General features: G+C 58.7%; 25 protein-coding genes. 16 read left to right on the top strand and 9 right to left on the bottom strand.

Annotation, left to right across the window (positions count from 1 at the left end; all coding sequences use genetic code 11):
* Positions 1-46 precede the first annotated feature (46 nt).
* Together AC07ED_RS05190 and AC07ED_RS05185 are read right to left on the bottom strand one after the other, a co-directional pair.
* A complete protein-coding gene (locus AC07ED_RS05190; RefSeq protein WP_105234816.1) occupies positions 47-3,694 on the bottom strand; it encodes an efflux RND transporter permease subunit in 3,648 nt (1,215 codons plus the stop codon).
* Entirely contained in the window at positions 3,691-4,779 is a 1,089-nt protein-coding gene (locus AC07ED_RS05185) for an efflux RND transporter periplasmic adaptor subunit (protein WP_478241917.1), read from the bottom strand. The genes AC07ED_RS05190 and AC07ED_RS05185 overlap by 4 nt, the downstream gene beginning before the upstream one ends.
* 255 nt (positions 4,780-5,034) lie before the next feature.
* Between AC07ED_RS05185 and AC07ED_RS05180 the strand changes: the two genes are divergently transcribed.
* From AC07ED_RS05180 to der, 3 genes are read left to right on the top strand one after another with little or no spacing between them, the layout of a single operon-like run.
* Positions 5,035-5,673: a hypothetical protein gene (locus AC07ED_RS05180; RefSeq protein WP_105234818.1), complete on the top strand. Its 639-nt coding sequence runs from the start codon at positions 5,035-5,037 to the stop codon at positions 5,671-5,673.
* A 33-nt stretch (positions 5,674-5,706) separates the two neighbouring features.
* Positions 5,707-7,014, top strand: a complete 1,308-nt coding sequence (locus AC07ED_RS05175; protein WP_105234819.1) for a PQQ-like beta-propeller repeat protein — start codon at positions 5,707-5,709, stop codon at positions 7,012-7,014.
* 48 nt (positions 7,015-7,062) lie between these two features.
* Positions 7,063-8,535 carry a ribosome biogenesis GTPase Der gene (gene der / locus AC07ED_RS05170; RefSeq protein WP_105234820.1) on the top strand — a complete coding sequence of 491 codons (1,473 nt, stop codon included), beginning with the start codon at positions 7,063-7,065 and terminating at the stop codon, positions 8,533-8,535.
* Here der and AC07ED_RS05165 read toward each other — a convergent pair.
* Entirely contained in the window at positions 8,513-9,217 is a 705-nt protein-coding gene (locus AC07ED_RS05165; RefSeq protein ID WP_105234821.1) for a tryptophan-rich sensory protein, read from the bottom strand. The genes der and AC07ED_RS05165 overlap by 23 nt on opposite strands.
* A 40-nt stretch (positions 9,218-9,257) precedes the next feature.
* Positions 9,258-10,550 carry a serine--tRNA ligase gene (gene serS, locus AC07ED_RS05160; RefSeq protein WP_105234822.1) on the bottom strand — a complete coding sequence of 431 codons (1,293 nt, stop codon included), beginning with the start codon at positions 10,548-10,550 and terminating at the stop codon, positions 9,258-9,260.
* A 261-nt stretch (positions 10,551-10,811) separates the two neighbouring features.
* Between serS and yajC the strand changes: the two genes are divergently transcribed.
* The 9 genes from yajC (at position 10,812) to AC07ED_RS05115 (ending at position 16,873) form a co-directional block, all read left to right on the top strand.
* Positions 10,812-11,093 carry a preprotein translocase subunit YajC gene (yajC, locus tag AC07ED_RS05155; protein WP_105234824.1) on the top strand — a complete coding sequence of 94 codons (282 nt, stop codon included), beginning with the start codon at positions 10,812-10,814 and terminating at the stop codon, positions 11,091-11,093.
* 15 nt (positions 11,094-11,108) lie between these two features.
* The gene (gene secD / locus AC07ED_RS05150; RefSeq protein WP_105234825.1) at positions 11,109-12,770 is read left to right on the top strand and encodes a protein translocase subunit SecD; all 1,662 of its coding nucleotides are present in this window, start codon (positions 11,109-11,111) and stop codon (positions 12,768-12,770) included.
* Positions 12,771-12,773: 3 nt separating this feature from the next.
* Entirely contained in the window at positions 12,774-13,742 is a 969-nt protein-coding gene (gene secF, locus AC07ED_RS05145; RefSeq protein ID WP_105234826.1) for a protein translocase subunit SecF, read from the top strand.
* A 78-nt stretch (positions 13,743-13,820) separates the two neighbouring features.
* Positions 13,821-14,174: an Mth938-like domain-containing protein gene (locus AC07ED_RS05140; RefSeq protein ID WP_105234827.1), complete on the top strand. Its 354-nt coding sequence runs from the start codon at positions 13,821-13,823 to the stop codon at positions 14,172-14,174.
* A complete protein-coding gene (ccmA, locus tag AC07ED_RS05135) occupies positions 14,174-14,791 on the top strand; it encodes a heme ABC exporter ATP-binding protein CcmA (RefSeq protein WP_105234828.1) in 618 nt (205 codons plus the stop codon). The genes AC07ED_RS05140 and ccmA overlap by 1 nt, the downstream gene beginning before the upstream one ends.
* The gene (gene ccmB / locus AC07ED_RS05130) at positions 14,788-15,444 is read left to right on the top strand and encodes a heme exporter protein CcmB (protein ID WP_105234829.1); all 657 of its coding nucleotides are present in this window, start codon (positions 14,788-14,790) and stop codon (positions 15,442-15,444) included. Before ccmA ends, ccmB begins: the two co-directional genes overlap by 4 nt.
* A 19-nt stretch (positions 15,445-15,463) precedes the next feature.
* Positions 15,464-16,195 (top strand): heme ABC transporter permease CcmC, encoded by a 732-nt coding sequence (gene ccmC, locus AC07ED_RS05125; protein WP_105234830.1) that lies wholly within the window; start codon positions 15,464-15,466, stop codon positions 16,193-16,195.
* Positions 16,192-16,341, top strand: coding sequence for a heme exporter protein CcmD (ccmD, locus tag AC07ED_RS05120; RefSeq protein WP_105234831.1), 150 nt, complete (start codon positions 16,192-16,194; stop codon positions 16,339-16,341). Before ccmC ends, ccmD begins: the two co-directional genes overlap by 4 nt.
* Positions 16,334-16,873, top strand: a complete 540-nt coding sequence (locus AC07ED_RS05115) for a DsbE family thiol:disulfide interchange protein (protein ID WP_105234832.1) — start codon at positions 16,334-16,336, stop codon at positions 16,871-16,873. The genes ccmD and AC07ED_RS05115 overlap by 8 nt, the downstream gene beginning before the upstream one ends.
* Here AC07ED_RS05115 and AC07ED_RS05110 read toward each other — a convergent pair whose 3' ends face one another.
* Positions 16,874-17,338 carry a DUF7684 family protein gene (locus AC07ED_RS05110; protein ID WP_105234833.1) on the bottom strand — a complete coding sequence of 155 codons (465 nt, stop codon included), beginning with the start codon at positions 17,336-17,338 and terminating at the stop codon, positions 16,874-16,876.
* A 219-nt stretch (positions 17,339-17,557) separates the two neighbouring features.
* On the opposite strand from AC07ED_RS05110, the gene AC07ED_RS05105 reads away from it, so the two are divergent.
* Together AC07ED_RS05105 and AC07ED_RS05100 are read left to right on the top strand one after the other, a co-directional pair.
* Entirely contained in the window at positions 17,558-18,649 is a 1,092-nt protein-coding gene (locus AC07ED_RS05105) for a Hint domain-containing protein (protein ID WP_105234834.1), read from the top strand.
* 133 nt (positions 18,650-18,782) lie between these two features.
* Complete coding sequence (locus AC07ED_RS05100) at positions 18,783-19,487, top strand: DUF1223 domain-containing protein (RefSeq protein WP_105234835.1); 705 nt, start codon at positions 18,783-18,785, stop codon at positions 19,485-19,487.
* Here AC07ED_RS05100 and AC07ED_RS05095 read toward each other — a convergent pair.
* The 3 genes from AC07ED_RS05095 to purB all read right to left on the bottom strand — a co-directional run bounded on the left by AC07ED_RS05095 (position 19,439) and on the right by purB (position 22,859).
* Positions 19,439-20,365, bottom strand: coding sequence for a lysophospholipid acyltransferase family protein (locus AC07ED_RS05095; RefSeq protein WP_105234836.1), 927 nt, complete (start codon positions 20,363-20,365; stop codon positions 19,439-19,441). The two genes, AC07ED_RS05100 and AC07ED_RS05095, sit on opposite strands and share 49 nt — an antisense overlap.
* A 67-nt stretch (positions 20,366-20,432) precedes the next feature.
* Entirely contained in the window at positions 20,433-21,464 is a 1,032-nt protein-coding gene (locus AC07ED_RS05090; protein ID WP_105234837.1) for a FliG C-terminal domain-containing protein, read from the bottom strand.
* A gap of 90 nt (positions 21,465-21,554) precedes the next feature.
* A complete protein-coding gene (gene purB, locus AC07ED_RS05085) occupies positions 21,555-22,859 on the bottom strand; it encodes an adenylosuccinate lyase (RefSeq protein ID WP_105234838.1) in 1,305 nt (434 codons plus the stop codon).
* Between the two features lie 197 nt (positions 22,860-23,056).
* Here purB and AC07ED_RS05080 point away from each other — a divergent pair, with 197 nt between their 5' ends.
* Both AC07ED_RS05080 and AC07ED_RS05075 read left to right on the top strand, forming a co-directional pair.
* On the top strand, positions 23,057-23,941 hold the full coding sequence (locus tag AC07ED_RS05080; RefSeq protein ID WP_105234839.1) for an endonuclease/exonuclease/phosphatase family protein: 885 nt from the start codon (positions 23,057-23,059) through the stop codon (positions 23,939-23,941).
* 8 nt (positions 23,942-23,949) lie between these two features.
* Positions 23,950-24,675, top strand: a complete 726-nt coding sequence (locus tag AC07ED_RS05075) for a heme-dependent oxidative N-demethylase family protein (RefSeq protein ID WP_105234840.1) — start codon at positions 23,950-23,952, stop codon at positions 24,673-24,675.
* On the opposite strand, the gene AC07ED_RS05070 is transcribed toward AC07ED_RS05075, so the two are convergent.
* Positions 24,676-24,858 carry a hypothetical protein gene (locus tag AC07ED_RS05070; RefSeq protein WP_158664498.1) on the bottom strand — a complete coding sequence of 61 codons (183 nt, stop codon included), beginning with the start codon at positions 24,856-24,858 and terminating at the stop codon, positions 24,676-24,678.
* Between the last annotated feature and the right edge of the window lie 65 nt (positions 24,859-24,923).

Here is a 24,923-nt window from a genome sequence, read left to right as displayed (position 1 = left end):
TGAAATAGAAAACGGGCGCGGTGATCTCTCATCGCGCCCGTTTTGTTTATTCTGCAGCCCGTAGTGTGGACGGGGCAGCGGGTTCTTCGGGGTCTTCCCAGATGATCTCTGGCGCTTTGACCTTGCGGGCCTCGCGGGCCAGTGCCCAGTCTTGTGCCGCGCGGCTACCGCGACCCATCGACAGGCGGGCCAAGAGGCGACCGAGCCAATGCAGGTAGGTCGTGAACCAAACTCGTGCGGCCAACATCGCAGGGGTAAAGACCAGCGTCAGAACCGTCGCGATGCCGAGGCCAAAGACAACCGCCGTCGCAAGTTGTTTCCACCAAAGCGCCGTCGGGCTGTCGATCGAATAGCCCCCGTTGATGAAGTCGAGGCTGAGGCCGAACATCATCGGCGCAAGGCCCGCCATCGTCGTGATGGTGGTCAAAAGAACCGGACGGATGCGGTCTTCGGCGGTGCGAATGATCGCCTCTAGACGCGGCATATACTGGTTATATTCCTGATAGGTATCAATCAGAACGATGTTGTTGTTCACCACGATCCCCGCTAGCGCCACGATCCCTGTCCCTGTCATAATGATCGAGAAGGACTGATCCATCACAAGCATCCCGATCAGAACGCCCGTGGTCGACAGGATCACCGCGAGAAGCACCAGAACAGAGTTATAGAAGCTGTTGAACTGTGCCAGCAGGATAATGAACATCAGCATCAGCGCGGCAGAGAAGGCCTGACCCAAGAAGGCAGAGCTTTCCTCTTGGTCCGCCATATCGCCCGCCCATTCAAAGCTGATCCCTGCAGGCAAATTGCCATCGTTGAGCCAGCTTTCGACAAAGGCGATCCGTTCGTTGCCGTTCACGACCTCGCGTTTGAGGCTGCCATCAGCAACCGCGTCGCGCTGCGCATCGGTCATCGCGTCCTCGGCCACGATGACGAACGTGCCATCCTCAGCGGTCAGTTTCACCAGTCCATCGGCCACGCCTGCTTTAATGTCAAAGTAGCGTTTCTGGTCGATACGGTCGATCTGCGCCAGTTTCGGAACTGGGGTGCGGGTGATGAAGTTGGACAGCGGGACGAGGCCGGCAGAGGTGCGCACCTTGAGGTTATCAAGGGTGGACAGAACGCGGTCTTCTTCGGGGAGGCGGACGCGGATTTCGATCTCTTCGTCAGAGCTATCCACCCGCATCGTGTCGAGTAAGATCCCCCGTGTCACGAGCTGCACCATGCCACCCACGGTCGCCACGTCAGCGCCGTAACGGCCTGCTTTTTCAACATCGACCGAGATTTCCCAATCGATACCGGGCAGGGGGCGGCTGTCTTCGATCTGGGTCAGACCCGGAACAGTTTCAAAGAACGCACGTGCCTCTGCGGTGGTCGCGATCAGTTGGTCCCAGTCGTCGCCCTTGAGCCGCAGGTGCACAGGTTTCGTCGCCGCAGGGCCCATAGCAAGGTCGAGCGTTTCGGTATGCACACCCGGGATTTGGTCCAGTTTCACCTGAAGGTTCGCCATGACCGTTTTGCCGTTCAACTGTTCCAGCGGAATGTCATTGGCACGGGCAAAGGCGGGGCGATCATCCCACGGGATCAATTCGATCTGCAACTGACCGATGGCATCACGCGGGCTCTCTGCGCCTGCGGTATTCGCGTTCAAGCCACCTGCGCCCGCAAAGGCAAAGACGGTTTGGATGCCGGGTACCGACAGCGCGATCTCTTCGGCCTGACGCACGAGGACGTCTTTTTCCGAAAGGCTGAGGTTGCCGCGGGCTTGAACGTAGACGATCGCTTGTTCTGGTTCGGTCGCGGTAAAGAACTCAACGCCGTTATTGTTCGCCCCGAAATAGGTGAAGGTCGACATAACGATGGCGAGGATCGCGCCCACGGTCACGAGCGGCATGACAGGGTTACCCGCCACGCCCCAAATCACCCAGCCAAACGGACTGCGGTGATAACCCGCACGGATTTTCGTCTGCTTACGCTCAATCTTGGCCGCGCCGATGGTGATCGATAGGCCGACCGCGCCGAGCATAAAGAGGATCATCCCCGGAAGCGACGCCATGAGGCCAGAGGTCTGAACGGCTTCACCCGACAGATAGGCGGGGTTCAGCGTCATCATCGCACCGACAAATGCCATCAGACCCGCAGGCACGACCAACAGGGCACGCACGACCCACGGCAAGCGAGCCTTGAGCGCGTCAGAGGTGCGGCCAAACAGACGGCTGGTGCGGCCCAGAACGCCACCCATAACGGGCATGTAGATCAGCGCCACGATCAGCGAGGCCGAGAGAACAAAGATCAGCGTGACAGGCAGCATCCCCATGAACTGACCCGGAACACCCGGCCAGAACAACATCGGCAAGAACGCACAGAGCGTTGTCGCGGTCGATGACACCACGGGCCAGAACATGCGCTTTGCGGCTTCGGTATAGGCGGACATCGGGCCTGCGCCCTCGGAAATCCGTTTGTCCGCGTATTCCACAACCACAATCGCGCCGTCGACGAGCATCCCCACGGCGAGGATCAGACCGAACATCACGATGTTTGAAATCGTCACGCCCATGATGCCTAAGAGTAGGAACGCGAGCAGGAACGACGTCGGGATCGAGAAGCCAACCAGCAGCGCAGAGCGGGTGCCGAGCGAGGCCAGAACCACGATCATCACCAGCGCAATCGCGGTCAGTACAGAGCCCTCAAGCTGCGACACCATTGACGCAACCGTGCGGCTTTGGTCGTTTGATGCGCCGACGTGGACGGCTGCTTGAAGGTCGGCAGGCCATTGCGCCCGCGCGTTTTCAACTGTTTCACGCACTAATGCAGCGGTGTCGATGAGGTTGTAGCCACGTGCCTTCACCACCTGAAGCGCCACAGTTTTCACGCCGTTGAAACGGGCGGTGCTTTCGCGATCTTCAAAGGTCAGACGGATCGTCGCCAGATCGCCCAAGGTGATCACGCGGTCGCCGTTGGTTTTGACGGGCAGGCTGTAGATGTCTTGGGGGCTGTCGAACGAGGACGGAATTTTGACCGAGAAGCTACCCTGTTCGGTCGACACTTCACCCGCAGCAATGAGCAGGTTGTTCATCGTGACAACGTTGATCAATTCGCCCGCAGTGACGTTATAGGCCTCAAGCCGCAGAGGATCGATCACTACCTCAACCATCTCGTCGCGCTGACCTGCAAGGTTGGCCGACAGGATCGCTTCGATCCCTTCGAGTTCATCCTGCAAGTCTTTGGCAACCTTAATCAATGTGCGTTCGGGCACATCGCCCGTCAGGTTCACAATGATGATCGGGAATTCAGAGAAGTTGATCTCGTTGATCGAATATTGATCCGCGCCATCGGGGAATTTTCCCTCAACCGCGTTCATCGCATCACGAACGTCGGCCATGGTGCGGGTCTTGTCCCAGCCAAATTCGAACTCGAGCGCGACACCTGCATAACCTTCGGCAGCGGTGGCGGTCATGGTTTTCAGGCCGTCGATGTCCGACAGTTCGGTTTCCATCGGTTCGACCAGCAGGCGTTCCGCGTCGGTCGCGGAAATGCCGGGGAAGGGTACAGACACGAACAGAGCCGGAATTTCGATATCCGGCTCACCTTCTTTGGGGAGGCTCACATAAGCGACCGCACCCGCGATGATAGACAGCACAATAAAGGCGATGACCATCCGCGCACGGCTGGCCGCCCAGTCAATCATTCCAGTCATCCCTTAGCCTCCTGAAAGGTCGGGGCGACGGTGACGCCTTCGACAACGTATTCTTGACCAACGGTGATGATATTGGCCTCAGTCTCAAGGCCCGTGACCCAGATGCCGTCGATGGTGTCGCGGACAACTTCGACCTTGGCAAAATGGACGGTGTTCGTTTCATCAATCACGCGCAGACCCAGATCGCCATTGTCATTCAGCGTCAGCGCCGATTGCGGGACGAGGTGCGCCTTGCGGCCGTCGGTGCCGATGATGATTTCTGCGGTTTGACCGTCACTGATCGCCATGTCGGCGTTCGGCACTTCGACCTCGACGCGGAAGGTGCGGGTGGTATCGTCGGCAGAGCGGGACAGGAACGTCACGCGGCCCATCACATCACCACCAGCAGCGAGGCGGGCACCAGCGGGCGCACCAACCTGAACCTTGCCCACTTCGATCTCAGGCACAAAACCAACGAGCTTGATCGGGTCGAGCTGGATGATCGTCGCACAGGCAGCGCCCGTCGACAGGTAGGTGCCCAATTCCGCCGTGTCGGTTTCCAACAGGCCAGAGAAGGGCGCTACGATTTTGGTGTTCTCGATTTCACGCTGTGCGGCGCTGACCGCAGCCTCAGCAGCAGAGAGCGCAGCTTCGGCAGAGCGCAGGCGGCTTTCACTGGCGTAGCCGTCCCCAATCAGACGTTCCGCAGCGGTGAGGTTCAGTTCAGCCTCGCGCTTTGCCGCTTCGACCTGAGCGAGCGTTGCCGCGCGGTTGCCTATGTCGATCTCGCAGAGCAGATCGCCCGTATTCACATAGGACCCTTTGCGCAGCGGCTCAGAGATGATCTGACCCGTGGTTTCGGCCCGCACATCCACCCGACGCGCCGCTTCGGTGCGACCGCGCAAGATGACCGCGCTTTCGATATCGCGCTCAGTGCTCCGCAGAACGACAACTTTGATCAGCGATGACTCGTCAACTGGGTTTGCAGCCCCCTCGGCCTCGACTTCAGCAGAGGTGTCAGCCTGAGCAAACGCCAGCAGGCTGTCGCGTTCTGCAACGAGGAAGTAGAGAAACGCAGTTACAACGACAGCTGTAATAAGCGGCATTACGCGCATGGTTTGGCCTTTCGAAATACGGTCACTGTTCGCAACTAACCGCGGAAATAGTCATGAAAAGGTTCAGAGCAAGGAAGAATCTTGTTCAGTATACGCTAAACCATTTGGTTCAGATTAGTAATTTTTGCCTTTTTCTGCAAGGCAGCGAAACTGACTGAATAAAACCGTGATCTGCGAAGGTCTTGGCAATTCCTGAAGGTTCAAGTTAAGACGGGGCACCAACAGTTCTAGAAGGCCGGTCGCGCAATGAGCAATAACGAAAGCTTCATCGACGAAGTCAACGAAGAGGTCCGTCGCGACCAGCTTTTTACCTACATCCGTAAATACGGCTGGATTGCTGCTTTGACCGTCACGGGGCTAGTGGGTGCGACGGCCTGGACCGAATATCAGGCGGCTCAAACCCGTGCGGCTGAACAGGCTGCGGGTGACGCGATTTTTGATGCGCTCGAACAGAATGAATGGGCGGACCGTCAGGCAGCGTTCGCGCAATTGCCGCCGTCGGTGATGTCGCTTTTGATGACAGGTGCTGCGGCCCAAGAGGCAGGCGACACCGCCGCTGCGGCTGACGCGTTTAATGCGCTCGCGAATTTGGACGGCGCACGTCAGGTTTATCGTGACCTCGGTGCGTTCAAGGCGCTTTTGGCCAATGCGGAGCACCTGTCCACGGACGAACGGATCGCAGGGTTCCAAAACCTAGCAGCACCGGGTGCGACTTTCGCGCTTTTGGCCAAAGAACAGATCGCTGTCGCACAATTGGAAGCAGGCGATGCAGAGGCAGCACTGGCCACACTGCGCGAGATCAGCGGCGATGCGACGGTCACGCAGGGCTTGCGCAATCGGGTCGAAGGCTTGATTGTGGCGCTGGGTGGTGACGCGTCTCAGTAACGTAGGAACGAAAACACGTCGGAGGACGGGGCAGTGACAAAATTTACCTTCCTTGGCACGGCTGCATTGGTGGCATTGCTTGCTGGTTGTGGATCAAAGGATGTCCGTCTTCCGGGCGAACGCTTGGATATCCGTGATGGCCTTGCCTCTGCCCCTGTGGCCGAAGTGAATGAGGCCCGTGAGATTTCTCTGGGTCAGCAGGTTTCTAACGCCGACTGGACCCATCGTGGCGGCAACGCCGCGCACTCCATGCCGCATCTGGCGCTCTCTGCGACGCCGACATTGGCCTTTGCGGCAAACATCGGTGAGGGCGAAAGCCGCCGCGCACGGATCACCGCTGATCCTGTTGTCGCAGGCGATGCGATTTACACGATGGATGCCGCGACGACCGTGACGGCGACAGGCACCAACGGCGCAACGCTTTGGTCCGTGGACCTGACCCCTGCGGGCGAGGGTGGGTCTGCCTCTGGCGGCGGTCTGGCTGTAGACGGTAACCGTCTCGTTGCGACCACGGGCTATGGTGAGGTCATCTCTATCGACCGCAGCACAGGTGGCGTGATCTGGCGTCAGACCTTGGATGCTTCTGGCGCGACCACGCCGACCGTTTCGGGCAACTTCATTTATGTTGTGGGCCATGACAACCGTGGCTGGGCGATCCAGTCGGACAACGGTTTGGTCAAATGGACCGTCAATGGCGCACCGTCCAACACCAGCTATGGCAGCGGTCCGGGCGTGGCAGTGACGGATCGCTTTGCGCTGATGCCGTTCGCGGGCGGTGAACTGGTTGCGGCCTTCCGCGATGGTGGGTTGCAGCGTTGGTCGGCCTTTATCGGCGGCGAACGTCTGGGCCGTCCGCTCAATGCCTTTGACGGGCTGAGCGGTGGACCTGTGGTCAGCGGTGACACGATCTACCTCGGTAACTCTTCGGGCATGACCATTGCGCTGGACGCGGTATCTGGCGACCGCAAATGGTCCGCGCACGAAGGCGCTGTCGGTCCTGTCTGGCCTGTGGGCGGTTCGGTCTTTGCCGTGAACGACCTGAACCAACTGGTGCGTTTGGATAACCGTGACGGGTCTGTCATCTGGCGCGTCGCGCTGCCTGACCTGATTGAACGCCGCGCTGGGAAATCCCGCTCAGCCGTCGCTCACTACGGTCCGATCCTTGCGGGCGGGCGTCTGATTGTGGCCTCGTCGGACGGGTTGATCCGTCAGTTCGATCCCGTGTCGGGCGCTCTCGTTGGACAAATCGAAATTCCAAGCGGTGCGGCCTCTGCGCCCGTCGTTGCAGGAAATACACTCTATGTCGTGTCAAAGAACGGGCAATTGCTGGCTTTCCGTTAACGCGGGAATGGTGTATCGCCCCGATCTTGATCTGAAAGGGCTTTAGCCATGACATTCACCCTCGCCATTGTTGGCCGCCCGAACGTGGGCAAGTCGACATTGTTCAATCGCCTTGTAGGCAAGAAGCTCGCGCTGGTCGACGACCAGCCGGGGGTGACGCGTGACCTGCGTGAAGGCGACGCGAGACTCGGCCATTTGCGATTCACCGTGATCGATTCTGCGGGTCTCGAAGACGCGACCGACAACAGCCTTCAGGGCCGTATGCGCCGTTTGACCGAGCGTGCGGTGGAAATGGCGGACGTTTGTCTGTTCCTGATCGACGCACGTGTGGGCATCACGCCGACGGACGAAGTCTTTGCTGACATCCTGCGCAAAAAGAATGCGAATGTGATCCTTGGCGCGAACAAATCCGAAGGTCGCGCGGGCGAGGGCGGTTTCCTTGAGGCCTATTCGCTCGGCCTTGGTGAACCGCTGCGGATTTCTGCGGAACACGGCGAAGGGATGGACGAGCTTTATCACGTTCTCCTACCAATCTCTGAGCAGTTCGAAGAACGCGCTGCCCAAGACGCGCCAGAAGTCGACGTTGATATCGAAGAGTGGGACGAGTTCGAAGAGGGTGATGAACCCGAAGTTCCGATGCCCACGTGGGATAAACCACTGCAAATCGCCGTGGTTGGTCGCCCGAACGCGGGTAAATCGACGCTGATTAACAAAATTCTCGGCGAAGAGCGTCTGCTCACCGGACCTGAGGCTGGCATCACCCGTGACGCGATTTCGGTTAAGACCGAATGGGATGGCATCCCAATGCGTATCTTTGATACCGCGGGTATGCGTAAAAAGGCTAAGGTTCAGGAAAAGCTGGAAAAACTCTCCGTCTCGGACGGTCTGCGTGCAGCGAAGTTTGCTGAGGTTCTGGTTGTCCTTCTCGACGTTGAAATTCCGTTCGAACAGCAGGATTTGCGGATTGCCGACCTTGCAGAGCGCGAAGGCCGCGCGGTCGTCGTTGCAGTCAACAAATGGGACCTCGAGGACGAGAAGCAGGACAAGCTTAAAGACCTGCGCGAGAAATTCGAACGCCTATTGCCGCAGCTTCGTGGGGCGCCGATGGTCACTGTGTCCGCGAAAACGGGCAAGGGGCTGGATCGTTTGCACAACGCGATCATGCGGGCCTACACGATCTGGAACCGCCGCGTATCGACCTCTGCGTTGAACCGTTGGTTGGTTGGTATGCTAGAGCAGCACCCGCCGCCCGCACCGCAGGGTAAGCGGATTAAGATGCGGTATATGACGCAGGTGAAAGCCCGCCCGCCTGCATTCGTCGTTATGACGTCGCACCCTGATAAGGTTCCGGAAAGCTATAACCGTTATCTTATCAACGGCTTACGTGACGACTTTGAGATGCCGGGAACGCCGATCCGTCTCTTCTTGCGCGATCAGGGGGAAAAGAACCCCTATAAAAACAAAAAGAAGAAACAGACCGGACGTCTGGCGAAACACCTCAAGTCGAACCGCGGCGAGTAAGGTTAATCAGGCCGAGCGCGGCAATGCCCGCGCCGGCCAATACAGACATCACGATCATGTCTGTGCCGTTCTGCACCACAATCCCAAAGAGCGCCCAACTCACAGCGAGGCCATAGGCTGGCCCGCTGGGGGGCATGAGTTGCACCAAAATGGCTGCGGTCATGGCGAGGATCAGACCTGCGATGGAGGCGGCTTCGTAGCTCAGCACGCCAAAGCCCGCGAGGGTGATCGACAGCGACACCACAGAGGCCGCCGTCAGCCACCCCGCATAGAGGCCGAGTGGCACCTTGAGCCACCAGTAATCCTTGGTCGGGGAGCGCAAGAGCGCCAAGACGGTGACGCCCGCCATGATGAGGATCACCACCGTCGCCCAGATCGCCGTGGCATTGGCAATCGACAGCCACAGCGTGCCGAGCGCGAGCGACAGCGCTAACGGCCCTCGCACGATGTTCCACGCGCCGTCATTACGCCGTTTCACCAGCCCATAAACCGCAGAGGCCACAAGCCACGAATAGATCACGCCCCAGATCGCAAAGGCATAGCCTGCGGGCTGGATCGGCGGCTGATCCATGAAAACGGGGAGGTGTTCAGGGCGATATCCCGTGAACGGCTCTGTCACCAGAGGCGCGAGGATAAACGTAGATGCAAAAAGGGCGACCAGCCACGGTAGGGATTTTTTCATAACCCTTATACGTGGCACAGTCGCCCTTTGGATCAAGTGCTTAGGCCAGATCGCCCGCAGCGGTGAGCGTGGTCTTGCCTTTGAGGTAGGGGTGCAGGACCGCAGGCAGCGTGACCGAGCCATCAGCGTTCTGACCGTTTTCCAGAACCGCAATCAGCGTACGGCCAACCGCGAGGCCAGAGCCGTTCAGGGTGTGCACGAACTGTGGCTTGCCACCGTCGGCGGGTTTGTAACGCGCGTTCATGCGGCGAGCTTGATAATCGCCTGCGGTCGAAACCGAGGAAATCTCGCGGTATTTATCCTGACCAGGTAGCCAAACTTCGAGGTCGTGGGTGCGCTTCATGCCAGCGCCCATATCGCCCGAGCAGAGTTTAAGCGTGCGGTAGGGCAAGTCGAGCGCTTCAAGGATCGCTTCGGCCTGACGGGTCATGCGGGCGTGTTCAGCCTCGGACTCTTCGGGGGTGATAATGGTGACCATCTCAACCTTTTCGAACTGGTGCTGACGCAGCATTCCAGAGGTATCGCGACCAGCCGAGCCAGCCTCAGAGCGGAAGCACTGGGTATGAGCGGCGTAACGGCGGGGCAGGGTGGATTCGTCCACGATGTCGCCATTGACAAGGTTCGTCAGCGTGACCTCTGCGGTCGGGATCAGCCACCAGCCGTTGGTGGTTTGATAGCTGTCCTCGCCGAATTTCGGCAGCTGGCCCGTGCCATACATCATCTCTTCTTTGACCATGACGGGGGTGATCGCTTCGGTCAGGCCGTGAACGTCCACGTGGTAATCCAGCATGAACTGAGCCAGCGCACGGTGGATGCGCGCCACAGCGCCCGAGAGCACCACAAAGCGGCTGCCCGAGAGTTTGGTGCCCGCGGCAAAGTCCATACCCGTCTGAACACCAGCGATTTCAAAGTGTTCCACGGGTTTGAAATCGAACGTACGGGGGGTGCCCCAACGATTGATCTCAACGTTGTCGTTCTCATCCGCCCCATCCGGCACGTCATCATAGAGCATGTTCGGAATGGTCAAGAGGAGCGTGTTCAGCTCTTCGTCTTTTTGTTTAGCCTCTTCGGTCATGCGGGCGATGTCGGCTTTTTTCTCAGCCACCAGTGCGCGGAGACGTTCGAATTCAGCCTCGTCGCCACGACCTTTGGCGGCACCGACCTCTTTGGACGCTTTGTTCTGTTCAGCGGTCGCGGTTTCCGCCGCGTGGATCAGAGCGCGGCGCGCCTCGTCCAGAGCGAGAACGGTTGACGACATAGGTTCGGCCCCACGACGCGACAGGGCAGCGTCGAATGCGGCCGGATTTTCGCGGATAAAGCGGATGTCATGCATGGGGCTTCTCCTTCTTAATGACGCGGTGCTTATGGCATGGGTGGGGAAGGGTGAAAAGGGGGCTCTGCCCCCTCTTGGCTGCGCCAATTCACCCCCGGGATATTTGTCGCACAAAGGGGCAAGGGGGATTTTTTGGCAGGCTGCGGCATTATCACGAAGATATGGGGTTGCGGTCCGGTTGCCATTCCCCCATCTGCGAATTAACGTGCCGCGACTTTTGCGGGGCGAGACCTGCATATTTAACACGAAGGGGAGCGCCTGATGGAGGCCATTCAAGGTATCGTACCGTTTATCCTGATCTTCGGGATCATGTATTTCTTGCTGATCCGTCCGCAGCAGAAAAAGGTAAAAGAGCATCAGGCGATGGTTGCTGCGCTGCGCCGTGGTGATCAAGTTGTCACCCAAGGCGGGATCATCGGCAAAGTGTCGAAGGTCAAAGACGACAACGAGATCGAGATCGAGATTGCTGCGGGCGTGAACGTTCGCATCGTGCGTTCGACCATTGCTCAGGTTGTGAGCAAGACCGAACCTGCTAAGGCATAAGACAAGGCCCCGGACATGCTGCATATTTCGCGCTTTCGCCAGTTGATGATCCTACTGGCCTGCCTGGCCGGGGTTGTCTTTACCTTGCCGAACTTTTTCTACGGCCGCGTCGAGTCTCATAACGACGCGGTTAAATTGGTTGATGCGGGGATGAGTTCCGATCAGATCGCGGCGGATGTCGCGCTCTGGCCGTCGTTCCTGCCGTCGAATTTGGTGAACCTCGGGCTCGACCTGCGGGGCGGTGCGCATCTGCTCGCTGAAGTGCAGGTGCAAGAGGCCTATGGCGCCACGCTCGACGCGATGTGGCCTGAGGTGCGTGATGTGCTGGCTGCAGAACGTGACACCGTTGGGTTTGTGACCCGCGAAGAGTCCACCGCAGATGCGCTGCGTGTACGTATTTCCGAGGCCGCTGGCATGGATCGTGCGCTGGAATTGGTGCGTGGTTTGGGCCAGCCTGTGGCGACCCTGACAGGCGCGGGCGCATCTAACATCACTGTCTCTGCTGAGGGGCAAGTGATCAGCATTGGGCTCTCTGAGGCGGAAAAGCTGGCCTCTGACGACCGTGTGGTCAAACAAGCGCTTGAAATTATTCGTCGCCGTATTGACGCTGCAGGCACACGTGAGCCTGCGATCCAGCGTCAGGGCGACAACCGTATCCTGATCCAAGTTCCCGGCGCGAAATCTGCGCAAGAGTTGAAAGACTGGATTGGCACGACGGCTCAACTGACCTTTAACTCGGTCGTTGGTCGCACCACGGATGCCAATGCAAATCCGGGTGTGGGTAACATCCTTGCGCCGTCTCTGAACGAAGAGGGCAGCTATTACATCCTTGAACGGACCCCTGTTGTCACGGGTGAAGAGCTGGTTGATGCGCAGCCGTCGTTCGACCAGAACGGTCTGCCGGCTGTATCGTTCCGTTTCAATCCGACGGGTGCGCGGGCCTTTGGCCAGTATACCTCGGAAAACGTGGGCGCGCCCTTTGCGATTGTCCTCGACAACGAAGTGATCAGCGCCCCGACCATTCGTCAGGCGATCACGGGCGGCTCTGGTATCATTTCGGGTAGCTTCTCGATTGAGGAATCCACGAACCTTGCGGTTCTGTTGCGGGCTGGTGCGCTGCCTGTTGGCCTGACCTTCCTCGAAGAACGCACGATCGGCCCAGAACTGGGTGCGGATAGCGTGAAGGCGGGTCAGATCGCGGCGCTGGTTGGTTTCGCGTTGATCATGATCTTTATGGCGCTGACCTATGGCCTCTTTGGCTGGATCGCGAACCTCGCGCTGGTCATCAACGTTGCGATGATCTTTGGTGCGTTGTCGGTCCTTGGGGCGACGCTCACGCTGCCTGGTATCGCGGGTATCGTGCTGACCATGGGTATGGCTGTGGACGCGAACGTTCTGGTTTTTGAACGGATCCGCGAAGAGCTGAAAACCGCGAAAGGGCCTGCTCGGGCGATTGAGTTGGGCTATGAACGCGCGATGTCGGCGATTGTGGATGCGAACATCACCACGATCATCACCGCAGCCATTCTTTGGTTCGTTGGCTCTGGCCCCGTGCGCGGCTTTGCGACCACTCTGGGTATCGGTATCGTGACTTCGGTCTTTACCGCGCTCTTTGTGACCCGTCTTTTCATCGTCTGGTGGTTCCAACGCCGCCGTCCCAAAACCATCGAGGTCTGAGCCATGCGGATGCGTCTTGTCCCTGACAACACGAACTTCAATTTCTTCCGCGTCGCACGCGCTACCTTTGGCGCGTCTGTGGTGTTGGTGATTGCCTCTGTCATCGCGTTCTTCGTGATGGGGCTGAACTTTGGTATCGACTTCCGTGGCGGTACCACGATCCGCACAGACAGCACGAACGCTGTGGATGTTGCAGAGTATCGTGCGGCGATTGATCCGCTCGGCCTTGGCGATGTGGTGATCACACAGGTGTTTGACCCGACCTTTGCCGCAGATCAGCACGTGGCGATGATCCGCATTCAGGCCCAAGACGGGCAGGAAAGCATTTCCCAAGACATCGTGGGCAATGTCGAGGCTGCTCTGAAAACGGTCGATCCAGCGGTGACCTTTGCATCTGTTGAATCCGTCGGTCCCAAAGTGTCGGGCGAGCTGATCTCTAAAGCGGTTTATGCCGTTCTCGCGGCGCTTGTCGCGATCGTGGCCTATATCTGGCTGCGGTTCGAATGGCAGTTCGCGGTGGGCGCTGTTGTGGCTTTGATCCACGACGTTGCGATCACCATCGGCCTTTGGGCGGTGTTCCAGTTCAAATTCGATCTGGCCACCATTGCGGCGCTTTTGACCATCGTGGGTTACTCGATCAACGATACCGTGGTTGTCTTTGACCGCGCCCGTGAAAACCTGATCAAGTATAAGCAAATGCCGCTGATCGACGTGCTGAACCTCTCGGCCAACGAAACGCTGAGCCGTACCATCATGACCTCGGGCACCACGCTTTTGGCGCTGATCGCGCTTTTGGTGCTGGGTGGGGACGTGATCCGTGGGTTCGTCTTTGCGATCACTTGGGGCATTCTGGTTGGTACCTATTCGTCGATCTATGTTGCAAAGAACATCGTGCTTATGCTCGGTGTGAAACGTGACTGGTCGAAGGAAAAGAAACCTACCGGCAACCAGTTCATGGATATTGATGCCTGATTTTTCTTGGGGATTGAGCTATCTCAAACCCCAAGGACACACGGCGCTGTAACAGGCACTGAGCAAAGAGGATAAGACATGCGTTTGAACGAGGTCGTTTATTCCGATGCCAAGCCCGTTGATGGCTATGGTCCCGGTTTTTTCCGTATCGGTGGTGAGGTCTTTGAGGGCCCGCTGGTCGTGACCTCGACGGGCGTGTCCTCTTGGGGCGGGTATGATGATGTTGAGGCGCTCTTGGCGCTCAAAGACACGGTTGATGTGGTCTTTGTCGGCACAGGGGCAGAGATCGCGCATTTGCCCGTCGCCCTTCGCACCGCGTTGGAAGAGGCGGGTATTGGCGCAGAACCGATGTCGTCGCCCGCCGCCTGCCGCACCTATAACGTCCTCTTGTCCGAAGGCCGCCGCGTCGCGCTGGCCTTGATCCCCGTCTGATGCGCCTCGCGGTCACTGATCTGGCCTGCGCACGTGGTGGGGTTCCTGTCCTCTCTGGCGTGTCCTTCACGGTCGAGGCTGGGCAGGCGCTGGTTCTGCGCGGTGCCAATGGCATCGGGAAAACTACGCTCTTGCGGACGCTCGCGGGGCTGCAACCTGCACTGAGCGGTGACATTGACCTGCCCGACGATCAGGCCGCCTATGCCAGCCACGCGGACGGGATCAAAGCGCAGCTGAGCGTCGAAGAAAACCTGAGCTTCTGGGCCGAGGTTTACGGCAACCCCGTGCCTGACACCATTTACGAGGCCTTTGATCTGGTTGATCTGCGCCACCGCATGGCGGGCACCCTGTCCGCAGGGCAAAAGCGGCGTCTAGGTCTGTCGCGGCTCGGCGTGATCGGTCGCAAGGTGCTTTTCCTAGATGAACCCACGGTGTCGCTTGATCGGTTCTCGGTGAACCTCTTTGCGGATTTCATTCGTGATCAACATCTGGCCAAAGGCGGCATCGCGGTTATCGCGACCCATATCGACCTCGGCCTTGATGCGCCCGAACTGGACTTAGAACCGTTCCGTGCTTCGGCCGATCAATCTGGCGGCAGTGACGAGGCGTTCTTGTGATCGCGCTCCTAAAACGCGACCTTTGGCTTGCCGTGCGGGCAGGGGGCGGGTTCGGCCTTGGCCTTGCGTTCTTTTTGATCGTTGTGGTGCTGATCCCATTTGGCGTGGGGCCTGATGCGTCGGTGCTAGAGCCCATCGCGCCGGGAATTCTATGGGTCGCGGCTCTCTTGGCTTGCCTCCTGTCGCTGGACCGGATTTTCGCGCTGGATTACGAGGATGGCTCTCTGGCGCTTCTCGCGACATCGCCGCTGCCGCTCGAAGGTGCAGCCCTGATCAAAGCGATTGCCCATTGGCTCACAACGGGTCTACCGCTGACCCTTGCAGCCCCGCTCTTGGGCGTTCTTTTACACATGAATTCAGAGGCCTATGGCTATCTGTTCATCTCGCTCGCGCTCGGCACGCCTGCGCTGTCGATCATCGGTACCTTTGGCGCGGCGCTGACCGTTGGACTGCGGCGCGGTGGCCTCTTGCTGTCGCTTCTGGTTTTGCCGCTATATGTCCCGACGCTGGTGTTTGGGGCCGAAGCGGTGCGCCGTGGTGCGGCTGGGATGGATGTGACGACGCCCTTTGTGATGCTGGCGGGTATTACTGCGGGGGCTTTTGCGCTATTGCCTTTCGCCAGTGCTGCGGCACTGCGGGTCAACCTGCGCTAAGACAACAAAAGGGGACATCATGTCGATCTGGGAATATGCAAACCCCAAGAAATTTATGGCAACCACCTCGCCATTGATCCCGTGGATCTTTGGCGGGTCGATGGTGCTGATCATGGTTGGCTTGCTCTGGGGCCTGTTCGCGACCCCCGCAGCCGACCAGTTCGAACACTCGGTCAAAATCCTCTTCGTCCACGTGCCCTCCGCGCTGATGGCGATCAACGGCTGGATGATGATGCTGGTCGCCTCCCTGATCTGGCTGATCCGCCGTCATCACGTCTCGGCGCTTGCGGCACGGGCGGCGGCACCGATTGGCGCGATCATGACCGTGATTGCACTGGCAACGGGCGCGATCTGGGGCCAGCCGACATGGGGAACATGGTGGGCATGGGAGCCGCGCCTGACATCGTTCCTGATCCTGTTCCTGTTCTACATCGGCTACATGGCCCTCTGGACCGCGATTGAAGACAACGACACCGCAGCCGACCTGACCTCGGTCCTCTGCATCGTGGGGTCGGTCTTTGCGGTGCTTTCGCGCTATGCGGCGATGTTCTGGGGCAAGGGCCTGCACCAAACCGCGACATTCTCTGCCGACCGCGAAACCAACATCGACGCGTCGTTCTGGTGGCCTGCGGTGATTTCGATGCTGGGCTTTGGGCTCTTTTTTGTCGCATTGGTTTTGATCCGAACCAACACACATATCCGTCTACGGCGCGCTGATGCGCTCGAGGCGCGGGCTCGGAGGGCTGCATGATGGTCGATTTCGGTAAACACACGCTTCATATCTGGCTGTCTTACGGCGTGACGATCGGCCTTTTGGCCGCCCTCGCACTGGTGAGCCTGAAACAAAGCCGCGCCGCAAAGAAACGGCTTGAAGAGGTTGAGACGAAACATGGCTAAGGTTCCGGTATTGGCAATCCTACCCCCTGTGATCTTTGCAGGGATCGCGGGGCTGTTTTTCAGCGGTATGTATTTTGGCAACGACGACAAACTCCCCTCGACCTTTATCGGCAAAGAGGCTCCGGCCCTGCCGACAGAGGCGCTAGAGGGCACCGTCCAATTGACGCCAGAGATGCTGCGGTCGGGCGAAGTGACGCTGGTGAACTTTTGGGCAAGCTGGTGCCCGCCGTGCCGTGCCGAACATCCTGTGCTGCATGAACTGGCGGAACAGGGCTACCGCGTGGCTGGCGTGAACTTCCGCGACACCCAAGGTGCGGCCAGCGATTACCTCACTGAACTGGGCAATCCGTTCTTTGCGACGGGGTTTGACGCCACAGGGCGCGGCAGCATCGATTGGGGTGTGACCGCCCCGCCAGAGACTTTCATCGTCGATGGGGACGGAACGGTTCTCTACCGTTTTGCAGGGCCGCTGATCGGCACTGACTACGAAGAACGGTTTTTACCAGAGTTGCAAAAGGCGCTGGGGAACTGATCAGCAGGCATAGGCCGCCATGGCGCCCCAATCGCGGGCGGCGCGGCAGGCCATGCCCGACAGATCATAGCGCCACGCAGGTTCACCAATTTCCAACACGATCAAGAGGCTGAGCTCTTCGGCCTCCGACGTGTGCATCTGCGCGGTGGCAAAGTCGAACACATCGTCAATGACGCGCGACGACTGGCTGGAGACCTCTATGTCGGGGAAATATTCGGCCCTTTCTTCGGTCATGATTGACAGCGCGTTGGCGGCGTCGATGTCTGCGCACCACTCTTCGGCGTCACTTCCCCAGATATTCGCCTGAACGCAGGCCCCCACAGCCATCTTTTCCGCCAGACCCCGACGCCAGTAGGCCGAGGTTTCCTCATGCGCGATGATGACCAGCGCGTAGGCGCGGTTTTCCGGCAGGGGCGGGTAGGCGTCGTCGGCAGAAAGACGCAGGTGGGAGAGTTGAATATCCATCCCCCAAATCGACCACCCCCCTGTGGATTCGGCAAATCGGATTCAGGGGGTAAGCCTGTGGATAGAACCACTTAGGGGTGGGCAACCCTGTGGATAATTTGTGTATTCAACGCTGCGACCGCAAAGCGCACCTCATTCGGGCTTCTTGCTGAACTTGGCACTAAATTTGCCACTGATGCTGCCGTTACAGATCATGTGTAGTCACGAGGTTTTTGCGGTATGGTCGACACGCTCAGTTGGGGTTGGTATTTTCCAACGTCGTTCCCTTTCCCAGAGTTTCTCTCTCAAGACGTTCTTGATGAGAGCCTGAACGGCTACACGATCAACAACCCATACTACATCGAATACACCATTCGCGATGGCGACAATGACGGCGTCATCAACGACGATGACCTAGACGGCGGGCCGTTACGATACGCGGGCGACTATATCATTGGCCCGACGACGACCCTCTATCCGCAGGAAATCGCGCTCTACACCAATTCGTCTATTGTGATGAACGGCCAGGTGATCACGGGCCTCGATATTGAGGTCACGTTGTTCACTGATGGCACATGGGGTTACCGCCTCATGGATACGTCGATCCCGCAGGGTCACTATTCCGCCGTCTCCTCTGTCACCATAGGCACATGGAACGGCGTTGAATACACAGGGATTTATACCGCCGGCGTTGATCAGATGTTCGTCTGTTACCTCGCGGGGACAACGATCCAGACGGCGCGAGGTTGGGTGCCTGTACAGCAATTGCGCGTGGGTGATCTGGTCGAAACCATGGACCACGGGTTGCAACCGATCCGCTGGGTTGGGCAAAACACGATCCTTGGCGTCGGGAAAAATGCCCCTGTTCGGATCGCAACGGGTGTCTTGGACAACGAAGTGCCAGTCTACGTCTCACCCAATCACCGTCTGATGATCCACGGCCCCTTTGTTGAACTGCTCTTTGGCGAAGAGGACGTGCTCGTCGCCGCGAAACATTTAATTGATGGCGACCTCATTCGGTCAGAGCCACGGGCGCTCGCGCATTACGTCCACTTCGCGCTCGACCAGCACGATATTGTGATGGCGGACGGTTTGCTGAGCGAAAGCCTCTTGCCCGGACCTGAAGCGATCAAAACCATTTCAGAGGCCGACCGTGCCGCGCTCCTCGATGTGTTTCCTGTGCTGCGTGGCGGGTGGGAACATTATGGCCCTGCGGCCCGTATGTGCTTGACCGCGCGCGAGGCGGAGCTTTTGCGGTGGGCGATGGAGCGCGAGGGGCTTCTCGACCGAAAATCGCCTCTGTCCCGTCGGCCGGAACGTGAAACCGCCTGAGCGTATTCGCACAGACGTTGCCCTTAAAAAACGTGTCCTCTGTGCAATCATGTCAAAGTCTCGCAATTCATTGATTGGAGAGTGTGAGCGTGTTGCGCTAAATCGGTCTTAGGAAACGAACACGGATGTAAACATGCGACAGCTTTTGGGATCGGTGATGTGTGGCTTGGCTATGACCCTGCCTGCAGTTGCCCACGCGGATGATCATCCCCCCATTATTGTTGAATTGTTCACCTCTCAGGGCTGTTCGTCCTGTCCGCCTGCCGATGAAATTCTCGCAGAACTGGCGCAGAGCGATGATGTGATCCCGCTGGCGCTGCATGTGGACTATTGGGATTACATCGGTTGGGCTGATAGCTTTGCCAATCCGGCCTTTACCGAACGCCAGAAACGCTACGCCGCCCAAGCAGGCGAGCGGACCATCTACACGCCGCAGTTTGTGATTGGCGGCGTGGATCATGTGGTTGGCGCACACCCGATGGAACTGATGGAGCTGATGCGCCGTCACATCATCATGGCCGATGGCATTGATCTGGACCTTGAGCGGTCGGGCAATACGCTGACCCTAACCGCCGAGTCCCTCCAGAGCTTTGCAACGCCGCTGACGGTGCAGCTCGTTCGTTATCAACCCAATGCGCAGGTCGATATTGAACGCGGTGAAAACGCTGGAAAAACCGTTGATTACACGAATATCGTCACGTCGTGGGACGATCTGGGCGAATGGGACACGCGCACGCCGCTGTCGCTCTCTGTGACCATCGAAGGCGACGCGCCAGCGGTCGTGATCCTTCAGGAGCCAGGGCCAGGGTTGATCGTATCGGCAGGGCGCGTGCGCTGAGGCTTCCAACGGTTATGCACCCAGAACCACTGTTCGGGGTTGGCCCTGACGCGGGCCTCTAAACGGGCGGTCGCCTCTGCCATCATCTGTTCAGGGGTCGTGTGTTCGATGGGCGTCTCAACGGCCACGTCGAAACTCACACCATCGGCCTGTCGGATCCCGAAATAGGGCACCAAGAGCGCATCCATCCGCAACGCAATATCAGCGGCTGAGGTCGCGGTCATCGCTGGATGTCCGACGAAATCCAACAGCACCCCATCGGGCACCGCCACATCAAACAACAACGTGCCCATGCCGCCACCACGTAGGTGTTTCGCAAACCCTGCCGTGCCGCGCCGCCCTTGGGCAAAGACGGGGCCTGAGAGTTCGGTCATCGTGCTGGCGTAGTGATCGTTGAAATAGGCGTTCTTCATCGGACGGTAGAGACCACCGATGATGTAACCTTTGTTCGTGAGCACCTGACGGGGTGCCTCGTGGTTGCCGAAATGCCCCGTGATAAAGAGGATCGGACGGCAATTGGCGCGGGCCTCTTCGACGGCCGCCATGCCACCACCGCTGATCTCGGTCCGAGCAAGGCGTTGACCGAACTCCTGCCACGAATAATTTTCGATCAGGGTGCGACCCACGTTGTCCAGCACGCCGTCAGCAATGCGAGATTTTTCGGCGTCTGACATGTCAGGGAAAATCAACGACAGGTTAGCCAGCGCCCTTTTGCGGTAGCCCGCGATAGGCCCGATGACCCGCTTTGTGACGGCCCCCATGAGCGCCAGGCGCGTCTCGTAAGGCAGACGCATTAGCCCACCGATCATGCCGCGCAAAATGCGGTCAATGATCCAATCGGCGCGCGTGCCGAGGTCGGTCTCTTGAGTTTGGGCCATGTGCCATCCTGTGCGGTCTGCCCATCAGATAAAGGGCTGGCTCCGCAATCTCAAGCAGCAGGATGGATCACGCAGCGTCCTCTCCCGTAGAAAAGAGCGTTATATCGCCCGTTTCGGCCAATTTCTGGATCACGGCGGTCAGGCGGGTTTGCGCGGCCTCGCCGTCGGCCTTGCGTGGGGTGCCGCGCTCCGCCATCTCATCCTTGATCTGGTCCGCCACCCGTTGCGACAGGTTCGCAAGGAGATAATCAGCCCCAGCCTCTAGCGCGCCACCCAACGCCATCGCATGGGCGAGCGCCGTCACAACATCCGCCTGATCCGCAGCACGTAGGACCTTGGGCACGTCGGGCGGGGGCAGGCGGGCAGGGATATCGGCAAAGGTAAAGATCGCCTGCCGAACCTGCGCGGTGAACACAGGGTCATCGTCATTCAGATCGGACAAAAGACTGTCGCGCAGGTCAGCGCCGCTGGCCGTAAGGATCGCACCGAGGTGCCGTGGGGCAGGCTGGGCAAAGGCCGTTTCGCGCGGTTTGCCGTAATCGCCAATCAACGCGGTCCCAATCCGCAGGACGGTTTCGGGCGCTACGCCCGTGGTCAGCGACATGGTATAGGTGATCCGCCGCGCCCGTTCGCCCGCAATGCGGCCTAGCACTTGGGCGGCCTTATCAACGGGAAGCTTCGACAGTGTGATCGCGCAGACTTCTATTGCCTCTGCATTGACCAGAGGGACGATCTGATCGACGTCTAGCTTGCAAATCTGCCGCCACGGGTCGGTGCCAGAGAGTTCGTCGTTGAGCCGCGCAGTAGTCCCTGCGCTGAGTTGTCCTGACAACGCATCAAGAGCGGCAGAGATACCACCGGGCCCCGTGAGGCCGAGGCGGTCCATCTCGTCTAGGAATTCGATCACCACATGATCCACCGTTGCCCGATCCACCATGCCGATATCGGCGATCTCGCGGGTGAGGGCGATTTGCGCGTCCTCTGGCATGTCAGAGAGGTTCAATGTCTGCCCGTCCGCCATCAGATATTGCACCAACAGCGCCGCCTTTTGACGGCGGGTCAGATGCGCAATCGGGGGGAGTTGTGATCCATCGGGCATAGTGGTGTCCTTTCCGCCTAAGTATCGGTTGGAAAGGTGAAAAATCCGTTAGCCCCAAATGAAAAGGGGGCCCGAAGGCCCCCGATCCGATTATGCGCCGAACACGCGCTTAAAGATCGTGTCCACGTGTTTGGTGTGGTAGTCCATGTCGAACTTTTCGTTGATCGCATCAACGCCAAGCGCGTTCACAACATCCTCATCCGCGAGGAGTTGTTCACGGAAATCAACGCGGTCTTCCCATACTTTCAACGCGTTGCGCTGAACCATGGAATATGCGTCCTCGCGTGATACACCTGCTTGGGTCAGGGCCAAGAGAACGCGCTGCGACATCACCAGACCAGGGAATTTGTTCATGTTATCCAGCATGTTCTGCGGGAAGATGAGCATTTTATCGATAACGCCGGTCAGACGGTTCAGGGCAAAGTCGAGGGTGATGGTGGCATCTGGGCCAATCGCACGCTCAACAGAGGAGTGCGAAATATCACGCTCGTGCCAGAGGGCGACGTTTTCCATCGCAGGAATGACCGACATACGAACCAAACGCGCCAGACCTGTGAGGTTTTCGGTCAGAACAGGGTTCTTTTTGTGCGGCATCGCGGACGAGCCTTTTTGGCCCATCGAGAAGAACTCTGCACCCTCGAGAACTTCGGTACGCTGCATGTGGCGGATTTCGATCGCTACGTTTTCGATCGAGGACGCGATCACGCCGAGCATTGCAAAGAACATCGCGTGACGGTCACGCGGGATAACTTGGGTGCTGATCGGTTCTGGGTTCAGGCCGAGTTTCGCGCAGACGTGCTCTTCGACGCGGGGGTCGATGTTTGCGAAGGTGCCAACAGCGCCCGAAATTGCGCCAGTTGCGATCTCTTCACGAGCGAGTTTCAGACGCGCAAGGTTGCGGTCCATCTCAGCGTAGAAGCGTGCAAAGGTCAGACCCATAGTGGTCGGCTCTGCGTGGATACCGTGGCTGCGGCCAACGCGAACGGTGTTTTTATGCTCCATCGCGCGCTTTTTCAGCGCCGCGAGCAGGGCTTCCATATCCTTGATAAGGATGTCGGATGCGCGAACCAACTGAACGTTCAAGCAGGTGTCGAGGACGTCCGAGGACGTCATACCTTGGTGAACGAAACGGGCCTCTTCGCTGCCTACATGTTCAGCAAGGTGTGTCAGGAACGCGATCACGTCGTGTTTGGTAACGGCTTCGATTTCGTCGATGCGGGCGACATCAAACTCTACGTCTTTGGCTTTCCAAACCGCATCCGCGTTTTCGCGGGGGATAACGCCCAGATCGGCCATGGCGTCACAGGCGTGTGCCTCGATCTCGTACCAGATTTTGAATTTGGTTGCAGGTTCCCAGATGGAGACCATTTCAGGGCGGGAATAGCGAGGGATCATTGGCAGCGGCCTTTCGTCGGTGGAAAGTTTCACGCGCCTCATACGATGCATGACGTGTCGTAACAAGAGCAGCACAGCCATAACTGGTGGGCAAAAGGCCGCTAGGGTGTGGGGGCTATGCCCTTGGCGCATTGAACTCGGGGGAATGATGCGTCAGGACTATAGGCGAAACCCGCCGAGATGGGGCGAGAGGATCGATGCGTAGTGTTCTGAAATTCATAACGTTTCTAGGTGTGGCGCTCTTGGCGTTTACGCACCTTGGGACGTGGATTCCGCTGGCCGATTCCTTGTCTTTGGGGCGCCCTATTTTGCTGGCTGCGGGTTTGGTCATTGTCATCGCCCTGTTGTTTTTTGGCCTAAAGCGGTGGGCGGCTGGCGTCTTGGTCGCGGTGATTGCCTCTGGCGTGGTCACATGGGGCGATTTTGCGGGCGGCGCGGTGCGTGGAACGGGGCCGCTGAGGCTCTATCAAAAGAACATGCTGTGGAACGGTGCCACGCCCGAGGCCATCTTGGCCGATATCCTGTCGACGGACGCGGATTTCGTGACACTGCAAGAAACCTCATCGATCAATCAACTCGTGCTCGACGGGCTAGAGGACCGGTTTCCCCATCGCCTTGCCTGCGCGAGCCAAGGAAATGGGGGTATTGCCCTTCTGTCCCGCTATCCTCTGACGCCATCGGGTGCGGGCTGTAGTCTGGGCAGCGGGATCGTTATTGCCCAAGCTGAGGTGCCAGAGATCGGGCAGGTCTGGATCGGATCGGTCCACCTCAATTGGCCCTATCCGTTCACCCAAGCCTCTCAGGTGCCGAAAATCCTGCATGGGTTGGAAAGCCTCGACGGTCCGATTGTGATTGCAGGGGATTTCAACATGATCCCGTGGGGCAGTTCGGTGCGGCGGATCGCGGAAACGGCGGGCGCTGTGCGGGTCGGTGGTTATCTGTCGACCTTCCCCGGATTTGGCGCTCATCTGCCCTTTGCGATTGATCATACGTTGATCCCACAGGGTTGGCAGGGTGCCGTCGATATTCGCCCCTTGGCGGGGTCGGATCATTATGGTCTGGTGCTGTCATTCGGACCGTAGGACCTGCCATGACGCCCATTCTTCAAGACCACTTGCCCGACGAACAACGCGCTGTTGCTGCGGCCCGATTGCCCGCGATGCGACCTGTGACGGGACCGTGGATCACTGTGGATAGCGCATACACGGGGCAGTTGGGCGAAAAGGCCCGTCTGATGCGTGATCACCGCGCGGCTGTCTGCGGTGTCCTGCCCGAGGCAGAAGAGGCGGTTGCGGAACTTCTCGACGTGATCTTGGCCGAATTGCCATCGGTGGGGTTCACGGTGACGGTGGATCAGGTGACGCGTCCTGACGGGCAGATCGTGACCATTGACCGCAGTGATCCCTTCCTCACCCTGTCGCAACTGGTCCAAGAGGACTTATGCCTTTTGCAAAAGCAGGGCGACGAACATGTGCTGACGGCGGCGTTGCTGTGTTTCCCCGCCGCATGGACCTTGGCCGAGAAAATCGGGCGCCCGCTCCTGCGCATCCATGTGCCCGTGCCGTCCTACACTGAGGATATCGGTAAGCGCGTGCAGCGTTTGTTTGACGGGGCGCAGCCGCTACGGCCGATGTGGAGGGCGAATTTGCACAGCTATGAGGACGCGACGCTGTTCCATGTCCGCAGCGAATCGAACCCGCGTCCCTATACGGACATCAATCCGCTCTATGAACGCAGCGAACGGCAGACCGTCATGCGGCTGCCGAAAACGGGTGCGGTTCTCTTTGCGATCCACACCACGATGGTTGCGATTTGATCAGGGGTTGAGGGTCGATTTGACCCGCTCCAACAGCGCGGACACCCAATTTTTATGAGAGGTCGGCGTTTGCCGAGACACAAGGCTAGCCTGATGCGGCAGGCGCATCTGCGGCTTTGGCTGTGCAGAAACTGGAATATGGCTCGGCTTGGGGGCGAGGTAATCTTGGGCACTCTTAAACATGATACTGGACCTGAAAACTGGTTCACTCAGCGACAACATCTCAACTTATAATGGCAAAATCAGGG

This window comes from Aestuarium zhoushanense (assembly GCF_056431045.1).
This window is presented reverse-complemented; position numbering and strand designations above follow the sequence as displayed.

Excerpts from the sequence above, each read along its gene's own strand:
- AC07ED_RS05190 (WP_105234816.1), bottom strand. The coding sequence starts at position 3,694 with ATGACTGGAATGATTGACTGGGCGGCCAGCCGTGCGCGGATGGTCATC.
- AC07ED_RS05185 (WP_478241917.1), bottom strand. The coding sequence starts at position 4,779 with ATGCCGCTTATTACAGCTGTCGTTGTAACTGCGTTTCTCTACTTCCTC.
- AC07ED_RS05180 (WP_105234818.1), top strand. The coding sequence starts at position 5,035 with ATGAGCAATAACGAAAGCTTCATCGACGAAGTCAACGAAGAGGTCCGT.
- der (WP_105234820.1), top strand. The coding sequence starts at position 7,063 with ATGACATTCACCCTCGCCATTGTTGGCCGCCCGAACGTGGGCAAGTCG.
- AC07ED_RS05165 (WP_105234821.1), bottom strand. The coding sequence starts at position 9,217 with ATGAAAAAATCCCTACCGTGGCTGGTCGCCCTTTTTGCATCTACGTTT.
- serS (WP_105234822.1), bottom strand. The coding sequence starts at position 10,550 with ATGCATGACATCCGCTTTATCCGCGAAAATCCGGCCGCATTCGACGCT.
- yajC (WP_105234824.1), top strand. The coding sequence starts at position 10,812 with ATGGAGGCCATTCAAGGTATCGTACCGTTTATCCTGATCTTCGGGATC.
- secD (WP_105234825.1), top strand. The coding sequence starts at position 11,109 with ATGCTGCATATTTCGCGCTTTCGCCAGTTGATGATCCTACTGGCCTGC.
- secF (WP_105234826.1), top strand. The coding sequence starts at position 12,774 with ATGCGGATGCGTCTTGTCCCTGACAACACGAACTTCAATTTCTTCCGC.
- AC07ED_RS05140 (WP_105234827.1), top strand. The coding sequence starts at position 13,821 with ATGCGTTTGAACGAGGTCGTTTATTCCGATGCCAAGCCCGTTGATGGC.
- ccmA (WP_105234828.1), top strand. The coding sequence starts at position 14,174 with ATGCGCCTCGCGGTCACTGATCTGGCCTGCGCACGTGGTGGGGTTCCT.
- ccmC (WP_105234830.1), top strand. The coding sequence starts at position 15,464 with ATGTCGATCTGGGAATATGCAAACCCCAAGAAATTTATGGCAACCACC.
- ccmD (WP_105234831.1), top strand. The coding sequence starts at position 16,192 with ATGATGGTCGATTTCGGTAAACACACGCTTCATATCTGGCTGTCTTAC.
- AC07ED_RS05115 (WP_105234832.1), top strand. The coding sequence starts at position 16,334 with ATGGCTAAGGTTCCGGTATTGGCAATCCTACCCCCTGTGATCTTTGCA.
- AC07ED_RS05110 (WP_105234833.1), bottom strand. The coding sequence starts at position 17,338 with ATGGATATTCAACTCTCCCACCTGCGTCTTTCTGCCGACGACGCCTAC.
- AC07ED_RS05105 (WP_105234834.1), top strand. The coding sequence starts at position 17,558 with ATGGTCGACACGCTCAGTTGGGGTTGGTATTTTCCAACGTCGTTCCCT.
- AC07ED_RS05100 (WP_105234835.1), top strand. The coding sequence starts at position 18,783 with ATGCGACAGCTTTTGGGATCGGTGATGTGTGGCTTGGCTATGACCCTG.
- AC07ED_RS05095 (WP_105234836.1), bottom strand. The coding sequence starts at position 20,365 with ATGGCCCAAACTCAAGAGACCGACCTCGGCACGCGCGCCGATTGGATC.
- AC07ED_RS05090 (WP_105234837.1), bottom strand. The coding sequence starts at position 21,464 with ATGCCCGATGGATCACAACTCCCCCCGATTGCGCATCTGACCCGCCGT.
- purB (WP_105234838.1), bottom strand. The coding sequence starts at position 22,859 with ATGATCCCTCGCTATTCCCGCCCTGAAATGGTCTCCATCTGGGAACCT.
- AC07ED_RS05080 (WP_105234839.1), top strand. The coding sequence starts at position 23,057 with ATGCGTAGTGTTCTGAAATTCATAACGTTTCTAGGTGTGGCGCTCTTG.
- AC07ED_RS05075 (WP_105234840.1), top strand. The coding sequence starts at position 23,950 with ATGACGCCCATTCTTCAAGACCACTTGCCCGACGAACAACGCGCTGTT.
- AC07ED_RS05070 (WP_158664498.1), bottom strand. The coding sequence starts at position 24,858 with ATGTTTAAGAGTGCCCAAGATTACCTCGCCCCCAAGCCGAGCCATATT.